Below are 14,869 nucleotides of genomic sequence, written 5' to 3'. Positions count from 1 at the left end.
GATGAAATTATTAAAAAACGAAAAAGGATACGGACTTGTTCTTACATTACTTGTTGCAACAGTTTTAACCGTTGTTGGATTAACGATTGTTGCAGCAACCATCCAAGGAACGAAGCGAACCACAATACGAGAAGTTGATATTAATGTATCGGCACAAGCAAAAACAGCAATGGAAGAAATGATTTCTGATTTAAAGTTCAATTTACAGAGCCCTAATTCCACTTATCTTATACCATTAGAGAAAAACGCTGACGGTACAATTTCTAATTTTTTTTATAGTACATTAAGCAACATGATTGATAAGACCGTTATAAAAGCATATGAAACAAAACCATTTCTAGAAGAAGTCACTGTAAATGATGTGACAACTGATTTTTTACCCAGCTCTACATTAAACAAGCATTTCACACGCATTTACGAGATTTCGCTTGTAACGAAACCACCTGAAAACAAAAATGTCCCTAAAATTGAACGAACATTTACAAAGAGGGTAATCTTGTCACCAACACCAAGCTTTTTACAATATGCACTAGGCTCTGCAAGTAAACTCATCTTAAATGGTTCTCCTACAGTTTACGGAGATGTGTTTGCAAAGGATTTAAAAATTGATGCTGATGCAAACTACACGCCAACAACAAGAGTAGATGAACAACAAATTAAAACACCACTTCCTCGTATTACAGGAGATCTGTATTCACCAACTGTGAATCTATTTAAGAACTTAAATGATGATCCTTTAAAGTTTAACGGAAATCCTGCCACCATGTTTTATAACGGTGACGTACCAACGTTGAAAAATGACAGTGACTTTATTGATTTTGACTTTGAGCAAGCAATGAATCAAGAAGAGCAGCTTATTTTAAAGGAAGCCAATGGGGGAACGCCTCCTAAACAAACATTGAATCAATTTTTAAACGCGACGATTCAAAGTGTTTCTGCCAATGGAATCCTAATCACTGAAGACATTCTAGAAAGAGTGTTTAACATTCTTTCTATCGGTGACTTAGTTGGCAATTTATTAAACAATTCAATTAGTACATCTGATTACCTTTCTATTCCGTCTTTAAAAAACTTACTATCTGAGGGAACAAACTTAGTATTTGATACAGTAGGTACAACGGCAACCGGCATCCATATCTCTAACATTACAGCTTCAACTCTTGAAAGTATTACTGTAAAAGGCGATTTAGTGCTAGACAATATTAGTGATTTAACCATCCAAAAAGGTCTGTTTGTAGATGGAGATGTCTTTATCACAAACTTTGCAAATTCTAATTTAGATGTATCAAAAATAATGGCAACAGGCGATATCACTATTCTTAATCCGAAGAATGCCACTTTAAACCTAACTGGCCATATTATTGGAGGAAAAAACGTACTTATTGAAACAACACAAGACCTTGAAATTAGTCACGCTATGATAGCGGGGGAAGACTTAGTTCTTAAACCGATTGATAGTACACTAACGTTAACGAAAAACGTGATTGTCAAAAATGATTTTGTGATTCAAGGAAAAAACGATACAAAGGGAACTGAAAATGATAATGCCATTTTTGATTCCATTGTTTATACACTAGGAAAAGTGAACATTACAAACGTAAATATAGGAGGTATTCAAAAAGGTAAAGAAGAAGGAATGCTCATCTTGTTGGCAAAAGATGATATTAATTTAAATCGAATTAATGAATTTCGTATACTTAGCCAAACAGATGATCAAGTTGACTTACGAAAAATTGATGCCTTCTCTCCTCTTACTGGGTTCTTTTATACAGAAGGAAACGCAACCTTATATGGTGTTGGTTCACTATTCGCCATTGACGGAGGAATCTTTGCAAAAGGACCATTGACAATTAACGCCATTCGTGGAAATGTAAACGATGAAAATGAGTTAAATCAACTTTCAAAAAGTGTATCTGTTACAAGCCAACAAGGGAAATACTCGCGTTTTAACATTCTTTATAATAAAAGTGTCTTATTAAGTAAATTAGATTCTTTACCAATTGTAAATAAGCTACAAGTTATTCCTGAGCCAACTATTCAGCCATAAAAAAGGAGTCAACAATTGATGTTGACTCCTTTTTCTTATTCTCTACCACTTTGCATCTGAATCATTGTTAGAAGATGAATTTTTCTTTACAATAACAACCATACTCGCTGTTGGTTTGGTACCATTTTTCTTACTATTTAATCCAGTTGCTACAACTGTTTCGTAACCAACTTCTTTTGCGACAATATACCATTTTCCTTGTCTACGCTCAAGCTCGATTGCATTTGTTCCGTTACTTGTATCCACACTCTCTAGAACATTTGGATTTAATAGACCACCGCCAATCGTTCCTTTACCTTTGTAGATAAGTAAACTTAACACTTCGCGCTCTTCCCCTGGTTTCATTGTGATAGATGGATATTTAAAACGGAATTCATCTAGAATTGTCACTTTTACTGTCTGGCTTACTTTCCCATCAGCTGACTTTACAACCACATTAGTCTCTCCTGATGAGAGTCCTTCAATTTTAATTTCTTCATTCTTACTACTGCCAACTTTTTTAATGATGGAGCCGTCTTCAATGTACCACGTTAACTCTTTATTTGTTGCATCACTTGGATTAATTGTAGCCGTTAACGTTTCTTTCTCTCCAACAAACATCGTGACTTGAGCTGGCATAACGCTAATGGATTGAACTGGCTTATTAACGGTCACGGTTTGCGAAACAACCATGTCTTTTTTGGCAAATCCACCTGTTGCTCGAACAGAGATGGTAAATGTCCCAATTTTATCAACAAACACTTCATCTTTTGGATTAAAGGATTGCCACGTTCCATTATCAATACGGTATTCATACTTCGCATCTTTTCCAGTTACTTCTTGTGTTAATCGGAACTTCACTTTCTCTTCTGAAGTCCCCCCATTTGGAACAATGGCTCCGTTTTGTGAGGAGAACATTTCAAACGCAGGTACTAACAGCACATCTTTTGTTGTGTTAGTACTATACGTAACGGTAATAATGGTCTTGTTACTACCATCTTTAAACTTCATGCTTTGAATTGGCTGTGTTAAATCGACATTACCATCCTTGAGCTTTATTGACTCAACTAACGTATTATTCGATTTGTTCACTTTGCTTATATTTCCGTACAAATCACCTTCGTAATGAGTATCGTTATCTTCTAATACGACTTTTGCCACAATAAATTCAGCAGGCGCTTGTAAAATTTGACTTCGATCACCTTTATTGCTATCTCTATAGGTTAAAGTTGGATTTTGCAGCTTCTGATTCATCGCATAATTCGCTTGTAAATTCAACGTCAAATCTAACGCAGTTGGAGAGAACTTTTTGTCTCCATACGTAATCGGATTAAACGTAACCTCGAGCTGATTTCCTCTTACTACTACATTTGTCGGTGGATTAATAACCGTCACACCTGGTGGTAAAGGCTGAATGAGCTTAATCGTTTGTAGTGTTCCTTGATCCTTCGTATCAAGCACCGCATCTGGCGTTAACTTATACTTTATTTCAAACTGATTAGAAGATCCATTTTGATCTCCTTTTTTCACTAAGCTCTTTACCTTCTCTGAATCTGTGTAAGAGATTGTACTCTTAAACGTTGGCGCTACTTTGTCATTTACCTGAACCGATACAGTACTATGTGCTTTACTCTTTAGATTTCCCTGCAAATCTTTATAGAAAAATTGAATATCAGTAAATCTATATGTGCCTGTTTGACTGAATGTTAAAGGCAATGAATAAGAAGACGATGGAGCTGTTTGCCCTAACACATATGGAACATCCTTTAAATTTAAAACCGCATAATCTCCATCCATGAAGGCATCCGCATTTTGTGCTAGTTGAACATTTCCTGGAAAGTTCGTACCATTTCCTTTAATTTTCACCTTCACTTGCACATCTTTCATTGCCAATTGGCCAATCTCTGTCATAATTCCTCTGAAAATATCACTCAAGTTAGACGAGTTGGCTTGGTAAGATGGTGAAGCTGTTTTATCTGAGAGCTGCTTTAAATAGCCCATGTCTAACTCAGAGTCATCTCCAAATCCTATAGAATAAAGCTTTGCTTTTTGGTTAGCTAGTTTTTCCGCTTGTTGTAAACCAAAGCCTCTAATGACCTTTTTAGAAGTAGTACCGTCTAAAGGGTAGTGATACATATAATAATCATCATCAAGAAAAACAGCTTCTTGATCTTTAATTCCGTAAGTGTTGTAGAAAATTGTCTTATTTCCTTTAAAATAAGCTGTTTTAACTTCTGTTACACACGTACCACCTAAATACCTTCGCAAACACCCTTTAAAATTGCCTTGAATGTATTTATTTTCATAAGCTTCAGTAGGAAAGCCGTCTGTTAAAAAAACAACATACTTATTATTTCCAGAATCTTGAAGAAGCTTTGAGGAACTTTCTAACGATTGAACATAATTTGTTCCTCCTTCAGCTTCTAATCGATTTACTTTATTCTGTACCACTTTTAAGTCGGTTGTTAATTGAATTTCATCTTTTACACCTGAATCAAACGTCACCAAACCAAACCGATCATTTGGTAATTTATTCGCACTGAATACCTTTACCGCTTCTTCCATCGCTTTTTTCGCATCTGCAATTTTATTTCCTGAACTCATCGACCCCGATTTATCAATAACAAATACCACATCAATTGGTTTTCTTAATTGATTCGCGATATCATCTAGTGAACCTTGTGGATTGAGGGTAATATTTAAAGAGCCTTCTGCATCATTTCCAAGTGGTTTTAAAAATTCTGTTTGTGAAGGAGCCACACTGACGTTAAGTGACGGCGTATTGGCTGTTGAAGCTTGAGTGCTTGTAGACAATCCAGAAAACAATAGTAAAAACAGTGACAAAAGGACAATTAGACTATGAATCTTTTTCCTCATGTATTCGCCTACCTCTTCCTTAGCATTCTTTACCATTATTATAATGAAAAAAGCTCTATAATGACAGTCTTTCGTCCTTAATTTTATTTTTTATTCTAAGATAACTAGTTCTTTTTTCTTAATTCAAAAAAGTAGCCTAGAAGATATCTAGGCTACTTTTTAAGTTAATTAAAGAAATGAACCTCTAATTTGTGAAATAAAGTACAATGATCCTGTAATAATTAATACATCTTTTTCATCCCTTAATTGTTCCGTTACTATCTCAATAGCCTCTTGCCAATTTTCCACATACTGCTTACGCTCATGATTACTGACCTCATAAAGAGCTTGACCAGTCGCCGCACGTTCAAATTCAAACGATGTGAATGTGATAGATGCTGCTATTGATTCAAGTGAAGCGATCATTTCTTTACTCTCTTTATCTTTTAAACAACTAAAAATAATATGGATGTTTCGGTCTTCATAATGGAGGCGAAGGGTTGATAATAAGCTCTCAATACCTTCTGGATTATGAGCACCGTCAATAATGGTTAACGGGTTCGTGCGAACTTGTTCAAATCGACCGTTCCACTTTGTTTGACGCAAGCCTTTATAAATATTCTCATCTTCAATATGAGCGCCTAGACTCTTCAGATATAGAGCAGCTGTTGTTGCAAGTGAAGCATTCTTTACCTGGTGATAACCAAACATGGATAGTTCAAGTGTACTTAAAGATTGAAATGGTGTTTGTAGCGTAAATCTTTCTCCGTCCGTTAACGTTTCATAACGCTCAATGTGCAGGTCTCGACCTAATTGATAAAGAGGTGCACGGTGCTCCTCTACAACGTGCTGAATTACCGCTTTCGCTCCCTCTTGCTCGACTGCCGTAATAAGTGGGATACCTTGCTTCACAATCCCTGCTTTTTCACTTGTAATTTGTTCAACGGTATTGCCTAAAATGTTCATGTGATCGAATCCAATATTGGTAATAATCGTGAGAATTGGCTGAATCACATTCGTTGAATCAAAGCGTCCTCCTAATCCAACTTCATAAATGACATAATCCATTTCATTTTTTTTACCAAAGTATAAAAACGACATTAATGTAATGACTTCAAATTCGGTTGGCGCCCCGTATTCTGTTTCTTCCACGGCATCAACCACTGATTTTACTTCATTGACTAATTCAATCATCTCATCGTTAGAGATAGGGACGCCATTTACGCTAATTCGTTCGTTAAATGTTTCAATATATGGGGAAGTGAACGTTCCTACACGGTAACCTGCTTGTTGTAAAATGTTACGTAAGTACGAAACAGTTGAACCTTTTCCATTCGTACCCGCTACGTGTACAGTTCGAATATTGTGATGAGGATTGCCTAACTGAGTAAGCATCCATTCCATTCGCTCTAATCCTAGCTTCATCCCAAATTTAAAGCGATGATGAATCCAGTTTAATGCTTGTTCATACGTTGTTATCATGTTTTTCCTTCACCCTTCATTGTCTATCTATTTCTTTCTATTATAACGAAAAAAAGAAAAACGAGCATCACCCAGTGGGCAATACTCGTTTGCATCTACCTTATACGCGTAACTCTGCAATACGCGCTTTTACTGCTTCACGCTTTTCAACGTAATCTGCTTCTTTTGCACGCTCTTCTTCAATCACTTTTTCAGGAGCCTTCGCAATAAATCCTTGATTGCTTAATTTCTTTTGAACACGCTCTACTTCTTTATTTAGTTTATCAAACTCTTTTTCAAGGCGAGCAATTTCTTCTTCAATATTAATTAAGCCTTCAAGTGGTAAAATAAGCTCTGCACCTGTTACAACAGCGGTCATTGCTTTATCATCCACTTCAATTTCTGTTGCAATCACTAGCTCGCTTGGGTTACAGAAGCGCTCAAGATATGCACGATTCTTCTCAAGTTGAGCTTGAATGCTTTCGTCTTTTGCTTTAATTTGAAGCTTAATTTGCTTACTCATTGGCGTATTTACTTCCGCACGAATATTACGAACAGCGCGGATGATGTCCACTAATAGGCGCATTTCGTTCGCTGCTTCCTTATCAGAAAGGTCCTCACGTACTTCTGGCCATTTTGCTACTGTAATGGATTCTCCTTCATGCGGCAAGTTCTGCCAAATTTCCTCGGTAATAAACGGCATAAACGGATGTAAAAGTCGCATTGTGTTATCTAATACATACGCTAAGATTGAGCGAGTTGTTTTCTTTGCTGCTTCATCTTCACCGTAAAGAGGAATTTTCGCCATCTCAATATACCAGTCACAGAAATCATCCCAGATAAAGTTGTAAAGAACACGACCTACTTCGCCAAACTCATATTTATCAGCAAGCTTTGTTACGTTGTCAATTGTTTCATTTAAGCGCGTTAAAATCCACTTATCTGCAACTGATTTTTCACCTGATAAATCAAGTTCTTCAAACGTAATACCGTTCATGTTCATTAATGCAAAACGAGATGCATTCCAAATCTTATTCGCAAAGTTCCATGTCGCTTCTACTTTTTCAAAGCTAAAACGTAAATCTTGACCTGGAGAAGAACCTGTTGATAAGAAGTAACGAAGTGAATCTGCACCATACTTCTCAATCACTTCCATTGGGTCTACACCGTTACCAAGAGACTTACTCATTTTACGCCCTTGTGCATCACGTACAAGACCATGAATTAATACATCATCAAATGGACGCTTACCCGTAAACTCTAGACCTTGGAAAATCATGCGTGATACCCAGAAGAAAATGATGTCATAGCCTGTTACAAGTACATCAGTTGGATAGTAACGCTTAAAGTCTACTGATTCGACATCTGGCCAACCCATTGTTGAAAACGGCCATAATGCTGAACTGAACCATGTATCTAACACGTCTGTATCTTGCTCCCAGTTTTCAATATCTGCTGGTGGTTCTTGATCCACATATACTTCGCCTGTTTCTTTATGATACCAAGCAGGAATACGGTGACCCCACCATAACTGACGAGAAATACACCAGTCACGAATATTTTCCATCCAGTGCAAGTACGTTTTTTCAAAACGATCTGGAACGAAGTTTACTTTTTCTTCTTGTTGCTGAAGCTCAATCGCTTTATCCGCAAGTGGTTGCATTTTCACAAACCATTGTGTTGAAAGATACGGTTCAACAACTGCACCGCTACGCTCACTATGACCAACAGAATGCATGTGATCTTCAATTTTGAATAGTACATCTTGCTCTTGAAGGTCTTTTACAATTTGCTTACGGCACTCGAAACGGTCCATTCCTTCGTATTTCACTGCTTTATCATTCATCGTTCCGTCTGGATTCATTACTAAAATGCGCTCTAAATCATGACGGTTACCGATTTCAAAGTCATTCGGATCATGAGCCGGTGTAATTTTTACTGCACCTGAACCAAATTCCATATCAACGTAGTCATCACCAACGATTGGGATTTCACGACCAACGATTGGAAGAACAACGTTTTTACCGATTAAGTGCTTATAGCGCTCATCTTCTGGATGAACCGCAACTGCAGTATCTCCAAGCATTGTTTCTGGACGAGTTGTCGCAATTTCAATATGACCAGAACCATCAGCTAATGGATAACGCATATGATAGAACGCACCTTGAACGTCTTTGTAAATAACCTCGATATCAGAAAGGGCTGTTTTCGTTGCTGGATCCCAGTTAATGATGTATTCTCCACGATAAATTAACCCTTTTTTGTATAGAGACACGAACACTTCACGCACAGCTTTTGATAAGCCTTCATCTAACGTAAAGCGCTCACGAGAGTAATCTAGGCCTAAGCCAAGCTTTGACCATTGTTGACGGATAAAGCCTGCATACTCTTCTTTCCATTTCCACGTTTCTTCAACAAACTTTTCACGCCCTAAGTCATAACGACTTTTCCCTTCACTGCGAAGCTTCTCTTCTACTTTCGCTTGTGTCGCAATTCCAGCGTGGTCCATACCTGGAAGCCATAGTACATCATAACCTTGCATACGTTTCATACGTGTTAAAATGTCTTGAAGCGTTGTATCCCATGCATGCCCTAAGTGTAACTTTCCTGTTACATTTGGTGGTGGAATAACAATTGTATATGGTTCTTTCTCTGGATTTCCTGTTGCTTCGAAAAATTTACCATCTAACCAATATTGATAACGATTCGCTTCAACTGCCTGTGGATCATACTTTGTTGATAGCGCTAGTTCTTTTTCAGACATGATTTACCTCCAAATATTGTAAATTTATAAACACAAAAAACTCCTTTCATCAAAAGGACGAAAGGAGTGAGTTTCGCGGTACCACCTTTTTTCATAGATTTTTTCCTATCACAAAAAAACCTATGCTCTCAGTTCCATAACGGCTTTCATGCCGACCTTCTCTACTAATGTGAACATCACACGTTCAAAAAAGCTACTCATGGGCGACATTCCAAGCCTACATTCCTAAGAAATCTCCCAGCAATTGATTTCTCTCTCTGAAAGGTGTAGAAAACCTGTACTCTTCCCAATCCATGTATTTATCAATATGTACTCATTTGTCTTCTCATTATAGTATATAAAAAATAAGCGAATCGTCAATAATCTTATCCATTTTTTTATTTCTCTATTCAAATCCATGTAAAAAAGATTGTTACCTACCTTTTCATCCTCTCATACTTTGTACATGTAAACTAAACATTCTCCTACAATAGTCGTCGCCATTTCTTTTCTGAACGCATGTCTTTCATTCTAAATTGTTGAATAAGTGAACGATTTGCCTAATTCACTCATAGAATAAAAGAAACAACACGAATCCATATAGATGATTGATTTCTTAGGAAGGCTTTGTTAAGTAGCATCGTTCTGACATGAAGGATAATAAGGAAGGGGAACGAACATGAAACGAAGATTTAATGTTAATTCCTATCAAGTACAGCGTTGGCTAAAAAATGCAGGAGCGGTTTGTGCTCAATTTATTATTCCTCTTACCATTTTTCAAGGTATTCGAACACTCTTTTTTCCAACAACGTTTGATGTATTTTTACTCGCTATATTAGCACTATTTGCCGTTTCCATTTATATGGAATGGTTTTAATTTCCTAACGAAAAGAAAAACATGATAGGTTATCATGTTTGAGATTGAGCTGCAGCTTCTGCAGCTTGTTTTCGTTGCTGATCAACAGCATCAATTTTTAAGTTTAATTGTTCAAGATTTTTCGAGAGCCAAAATGACGTTAATAATGATTTTGTATGCTCTAATTCACTTTTAGCTTGTCGATTATGTTTATACTGAACAACCGCTTGATACACAGGCTCAGGAAACGCTAGATACATATGCAATAACAGTCGTTCTTCTTCTCTTAATGAAAAATGCTGCTCATACGTTGCATACCACTCATAGCTATCTAATGTCGTCATCGGATATGTCTTAAGAGAACGAAAATAAAATGAGACTAAATCATAGATGGGTGACGCGTCTCTTGCATGTTCAAAATTAATAAAATAACCATTTCCTTTCTCATCATACACAAAGTGCTTGGAAGATAACTTTCCATGCACAGTCGTCAGACGAATTTTCTCCTTTTCCTTTGTATAGTCATACCATTGCTTTAGCTTTTCTTGTGCATACTCTAATGCTCTTGTCGTTTCATAATAAAATGTACAAAAGTACAATTCAAATGGAGACATGTATATTTTCTTTTCACTTTCAACCACATATTGTTCTAACTCCGCTTGTCGATCTTCCCATGTTTTTTTCAATGCTTCATAATGCTTCTCAATGTCTTCTTCCACTACATCGACTTCATAAGCAGATAAAGCATGTAGTTGAGCTAGCTCTTGAAAAAGCTTATGATAGCGAATGTCTCGCTCTTCAGTTGGATGATCCGGTAACCAAGGCATCAGGTAATAAGAAGCATTGCGATAAGGAACCATGAAGGCACCTTCTGTTGTTTGATAAATTGGGACAAACTTCATGAATCCTTTTTGATGAAGGTGTTGTACTTTTTGGATAAAATGATTGCTACTTAAACTTTGATCATCCACACGCTTCAGAGCAAATACACCTTGACTTGTATAGACCTTTTTTACCTTCCCATAATCTTCAATAAAATCTAACTCCAAGCGGTATTGTTGCAATAGTGGCCCATAAGTTAGCTGATCATTATTCATAAAGGGCCTCGCTTTCTTTTCATAATAAGAAATAAAGAAAACAGCTGAGAAAAGACATGTTCTCAAACTGTTTTCATCGTCCATTACCCTGTCTCCATGAAGGAAAAAATGATTCACTTCCTGGAAATTCTGCTTATTTTGATCCAATTGGAATGTTCAAAATTTGTCCTTCCGTAATATCTTGTTCACTTTCTAGGTGATTCACACGCATAATAGATTGAGCACTAATGTTATAACGATTAGCGATTTGATCGATGGAGTCTCCTGCTTGAACAATACACATTTTCCATCTTGACAATCCTTCTTCTTCTTTTGCAAATAATTTTGTTAAATACAATGCATTTTCATTGCGGCCACTTTGATTGTCCGTTTCATCTTTACGGATTTCAATGATCATTTCATTTTCACGGGCACTCGGCTCTTCACTATACGTTTCATTCGCTTCTTCTGCGTACTCTTCATCTAACTCTGTTTCAGTCCAAGAAGGAGCAACTGATTGGTTTCTCGCTTCAAACGCTACTACTTTATTTCCATCTTCTTCTGCCTTCTCTTTCTTTACTTCTACTTCAAAAGATTCATATAAGTCTTCTTCCTTTTGAATAGTCGGTTCCTTACGAGATTGACCTCCAAAGAAAGATGAAAAATACTCTTGGTTCTCTTCTTCTTGCTCCACTTCATCTTCTACTTCTAACGTTGGTGCATTACGATACAAAGGTTCTAATTCATAGGTTTGCTCTTCTTCTGGCTCTTCAACTTGAACTCGAATTTCTACTTCATCTATTGCTTCAATCTCTTCAGTCTCTTCAATTTCTTCAATTTCTTCGTAGACTGATTCGTCAAATGCTGCTTTTTCACTCTCTTCTTCTTCATCTCTTACTGTGCTTTGTTGCTCACCATATAAGCCTGTAATTGACAAGTCAGCCATTAGCTGTAAACAATTAGGCGAAGGAATTTCATAATCAAATGATTCAATTGAAACGAATACATTTTCAATGCTCTCAATCCGATTTTTAGGGATTGTAATATCAACCGGAAACTGATGTGACAAATTAGCTAATCCATCTTCTCGCTCTTGTACATATTGCACTTGTTTGCCACTTATATATTCGCGTAAAGATTGTTCTTCATCTTCATTTTCAGATGTTTCATATTCACCCGTTAATGTTAACGCTCCACGGATGGAGACGTATTGGTCATATTCTTCAATTGAAACTGCTGGCTCTAAGGAGATTGATAAAAGCTGTGAGACTTCCTGTCCTTTTTGAAACCATACTGATTCTTCTACTGAAAAACGCAGACACGATAAATTATCCTGCGACAATAGATTCTCCCCCTTTCAACACACTTACTAATATGACGAACGTCATTAAAGATGTATGAATCAATTCATTAGAATATGACTGTCACATACAAACTCACCTTAAGCTGTTTACATATCTCTAAATGTCTATGCTAGCACTCAACATCTCATTCTGCTTATTTAACATTTACATAAAAAAGCTCGCACCTAATTGGTACGAGCTTTTTTCTTTATTTGCGCAATGAAGCAAATGCTTTTTCTGCTGCTTCAATTGTTTGTTCAATATCTTTGTCACTATGCGCTGTCGATAGAAATAGACCTTCAAATTGAGATGGTGGTAAAAACACTCCTTGATTAGCCATTTCACGATAGAACGCAGAGAAATAGTCTAGGTTAGATGTTTTTGCTTTTTCATAATTAATAACTTGTTCATCCGTGAAGAAGAATCCAATCATTGAGCCAGCTCGATTAATTGTATGTGGAATATCATATTTCATTGCAGCTGCATATAGACCTTCTTGCAAACGATCTGCTTTTCGAGCAAACTCTTCATAAGATTGTGGCGTTAATTGAGATAATGTTTCATAACCAGCCGTCATGGCAAGTGGGTTTCCTGAAAGAGTACCCGCTTGATAAATAGGTCCACTTGGAGCTATTTGTGCCATAATCTCAGCTTTACCACCATAAGCACCAACTGGTAGACCACCGCCGATAACCTTTCCAAGACACGTTAAATCTGGCGTCACATTAAAATAACCTTGTGCACAATTATAATCAACGCGGAAACCAGTCATGACTTCATCAAAAATAAGAACCGTGCCATACTGAGTTGTCATTTCACGAAGTCCTTCTAAGAAGCCATCCTGTGGTGGAACCACTCCCATATTTCCTGCAACTGGCTCAACAATGACTCCTGCAATGTCCTCGCCAAATTGCTCAAATGCGTAACGAACACTTTCTAAATCATTATAAGGCACAGTAATGGTATTTTGAGCAATTCCTTCAGGCACACCAGGGCTATCTGGCAATCCTAGCGTAGCCACTCCAGAGCCTGCTTTAATTAGTAATGAATCACCATGTCCATGATAGCACCCTTCAAATTTTAAAATTTTGTTTCGCCCCGTATAGCCACGTGCAAGACGCAAGGCACTCATTGTTGCTTCCGTACCTGAACTTACCATACGAACCACTTCGATTGATGGTACTCGTTCAATAACGAGTTTCGCTAATTCATTTTCAATTAATGTTGGCGCTCCAAAGCTTGTCCCTAATTCCGTTACTTTTTTAATGGCCTCAACGACACGATCGTTTGCATGTCCATGAATAAGTGGACCCCATGATAAAACATAATCAATGTATTCATTTCCATCGATGTCGTAGATTTTCGAGCCTTTTCCATGCGACATAAAGATTGGATCCATATGAACAGACTTAAATGCGCGGACTGGACTGTTTACTCCACCAGGCATTAGTTGTTTCGCTTCTAAAAATGCTGCTTTTGACTTTTCGTAGCTTCGCATATCTATGAACACTCCTTTATTACTTGTCTGCTAACCAGCGTGCTGCATCTTTTGCATGGTAGGTAATAATCAAGTCTACACCTGCACGCTTCATGCTTGTTAACTTTTCAAGAACAATTTCTTTCTCATTAATCCATCCGTTTTGTGCAGCTGCTTTAATCATTGAATATTCTCCACTTACATTGTAAGCCACTACCGGTACATTAAAATTATTCTTCACATCACGGATAATATCTAAATAAGAAAGAGCTGGTTTGACAATGAGAAAATCTGCTCCTTCCATGACGTCAGACTCTGCTTCACGTAATGCTTCTAAACGATTAGCAGGATCCATTTGATACGTTTTGCGATCTCCGAATTTCGGTGAAGAGTGCGCTGCATCACGGAACGGTCCGTAAAAAGCAGACGAATATTTTACCGCATAGGACATGATTGGAATATGTTCAAACCCTGCTTCATCTAGACCTGCACGGATAGCGGCAACAAACCCATCCATCATGTTAGACGGCGCGATGATATCCGCTCCTGCTTTTGCTTGACTGACAGCTGTTCGAGCAAGTAAATCGAGGGTTGGATCATTTAAAATTTTACCTTCTTCAATCACTCCACAATGACCATGGTCTGTATATTGACATAAGCATGTATCAGCAATCAAGACGAGCTCTGGGAATGCTTCACTCAGTTGGCGAATCGCTTCTTGTACAATTCCATGATCATGATACGCTTGAGAACCTACTTCGTCCTTTTCAGCAGGTACGCCAAACACGATAACAGATTTAATCCCTAAATCAACCGCTTCTTGAATATCTTCGTTTAATAAGTCTAGAGATACTTGATACACACCAGGCATTGATTGAACAGGGTTACGTTTATTTTCTCCTTCTACAACAAAAATAGGATAAATAAAATCATCTGCATGTAAATGTGTTTCTCTGACCAATGCACGCATATTCTCTGAATTACGCAGGCGACGATGACGTGCAAACTCTAATTGTTTCATTTCTTTTTTC

9 protein-coding genes and 1 other annotated feature are annotated in these 14,869 nt (G+C 37.3%); of the genes, 2 read left to right on the top strand and 7 right to left on the bottom strand.

Features of this window, described 5'->3' with window-relative positions:
- Position 1 precedes the first annotated feature (1 nt).
- On the top strand, positions 2 to 2,047 hold the full coding sequence (locus tag JOC83_RS00870; protein WP_205182612.1) for a hypothetical protein: 2,046 nt from the start codon (positions 2 to 4) through the stop codon (positions 2,045 to 2,047).
- Positions 2,048 to 2,089: 42 nt separating this feature from the next.
- Here JOC83_RS00870 and JOC83_RS00865 read toward each other — a convergent pair whose 3' ends face one another.
- The 3 genes from JOC83_RS00865 to JOC83_RS00855 form a co-directional block, all read right to left on the bottom strand.
- On the bottom strand, positions 2,090 to 4,903 hold the full coding sequence (locus JOC83_RS00865) for a VWA domain-containing protein (RefSeq protein ID WP_205182610.1): 2,814 nt from the start codon (positions 4,901 to 4,903) through the stop codon (positions 2,090 to 2,092).
- A gap of 168 nt (positions 4,904 to 5,071) precedes the next feature.
- Positions 5,072 to 6,364, bottom strand: coding sequence for a bifunctional folylpolyglutamate synthase/dihydrofolate synthase (locus tag JOC83_RS00860; protein ID WP_205182608.1), 1,293 nt, complete (start codon positions 6,362 to 6,364; stop codon positions 5,072 to 5,074).
- 100 nt (positions 6,365 to 6,464) lie between these two features.
- Positions 6,465 to 9,107 carry a valine--tRNA ligase gene (locus tag JOC83_RS00855; RefSeq protein ID WP_205182606.1) on the bottom strand — a complete coding sequence of 881 codons (2,643 nt, stop codon included), beginning with the start codon at positions 9,105 to 9,107 and terminating at the stop codon, positions 6,465 to 6,467.
- A 50-nt stretch (positions 9,108 to 9,157) separates the two neighbouring features.
- Positions 9,158 to 9,410 (bottom strand) — a binding site (T-box leader).
- A 355-nt stretch (positions 9,411 to 9,765) separates the two neighbouring features.
- Between JOC83_RS00855 and JOC83_RS00850 the strand changes: the two genes are divergently transcribed.
- Positions 9,766 to 9,963, top strand: a complete 198-nt coding sequence (locus tag JOC83_RS00850) for a hypothetical protein (RefSeq protein ID WP_205182604.1) — start codon at positions 9,766 to 9,768, stop codon at positions 9,961 to 9,963.
- A 32-nt stretch (positions 9,964 to 9,995) separates the two neighbouring features.
- Here JOC83_RS00850 and ysxE read toward each other — a convergent pair whose 3' ends face one another.
- From ysxE to hemB, 4 genes are all read right to left on the bottom strand, one after another.
- Positions 9,996 to 11,039, bottom strand: coding sequence for a spore coat protein YsxE (ysxE, locus tag JOC83_RS00845; protein ID WP_205182602.1), 1,044 nt, complete (start codon positions 11,037 to 11,039; stop codon positions 9,996 to 9,998).
- A gap of 133 nt (positions 11,040 to 11,172) precedes the next feature.
- Positions 11,173 to 12,360, bottom strand: coding sequence for a stage VI sporulation protein D (spoVID, locus tag JOC83_RS00840; RefSeq protein ID WP_205182600.1), 1,188 nt, complete (start codon positions 12,358 to 12,360; stop codon positions 11,173 to 11,175).
- Positions 12,361 to 12,569: 209 nt separating this feature from the next.
- Positions 12,570 to 13,859 carry a glutamate-1-semialdehyde 2,1-aminomutase gene (hemL, locus tag JOC83_RS00835; protein WP_205182598.1) on the bottom strand — a complete coding sequence of 430 codons (1,290 nt, stop codon included), beginning with the start codon at positions 13,857 to 13,859 and terminating at the stop codon, positions 12,570 to 12,572.
- Between the two features lie 19 nt (positions 13,860 to 13,878).
- On the bottom strand, positions 13,879 to 14,859 hold the full coding sequence (gene hemB, locus JOC83_RS00830) for a porphobilinogen synthase (RefSeq protein WP_205182596.1): 981 nt from the start codon (positions 14,857 to 14,859) through the stop codon (positions 13,879 to 13,881).
- Positions 14,860 to 14,869: the final 10 nt, after the last annotated feature.

It is taken from the genome of Priestia iocasae, from assembly GCF_016909075.1.
GTDB lineage: Bacteria > Bacillota > Bacilli > Bacillales > Bacillaceae_H > Priestia > Priestia iocasae.
This window is presented reverse-complemented; position numbering and strand designations above follow the sequence as displayed.

What these genes read in the sequence shown, in the direction of transcription:
- JOC83_RS00870 (WP_205182612.1), top strand. Translation starts at nt 2, where the DNA reads ATGAAATTATTAAAAAACGAAAAAGGATACGGACTTGTTCTTACATTA.
- JOC83_RS00865 (WP_205182610.1), bottom strand. Translation starts at nt 4,903, where the DNA reads ATGAGGAAAAAGATTCATAGTCTAATTGTCCTTTTGTCACTGTTTTTA.
- JOC83_RS00860 (WP_205182608.1), bottom strand. Translation starts at nt 6,364, where the DNA reads ATGATAACAACGTATGAACAAGCATTAAACTGGATTCATCATCGCTTT.
- JOC83_RS00855 (WP_205182606.1), bottom strand. Translation starts at nt 9,107, where the DNA reads ATGTCTGAAAAAGAACTAGCGCTATCAACAAAGTATGATCCACAGGCA.
- JOC83_RS00850 (WP_205182604.1), top strand. Translation starts at nt 9,766, where the DNA reads ATGAAACGAAGATTTAATGTTAATTCCTATCAAGTACAGCGTTGGCTA.
- ysxE (WP_205182602.1), bottom strand. Translation starts at nt 11,039, where the DNA reads ATGAATAATGATCAGCTAACTTATGGGCCACTATTGCAACAATACCGC.
- hemL (WP_205182598.1), bottom strand. Translation starts at nt 13,859, where the DNA reads ATGCGAAGCTACGAAAAGTCAAAAGCAGCATTTTTAGAAGCGAAACAA.
- hemB (WP_205182596.1), bottom strand. Translation starts at nt 14,859, where the DNA reads ATGAAACAATTAGAGTTTGCACGTCATCGTCGCCTGCGTAATTCAGAG.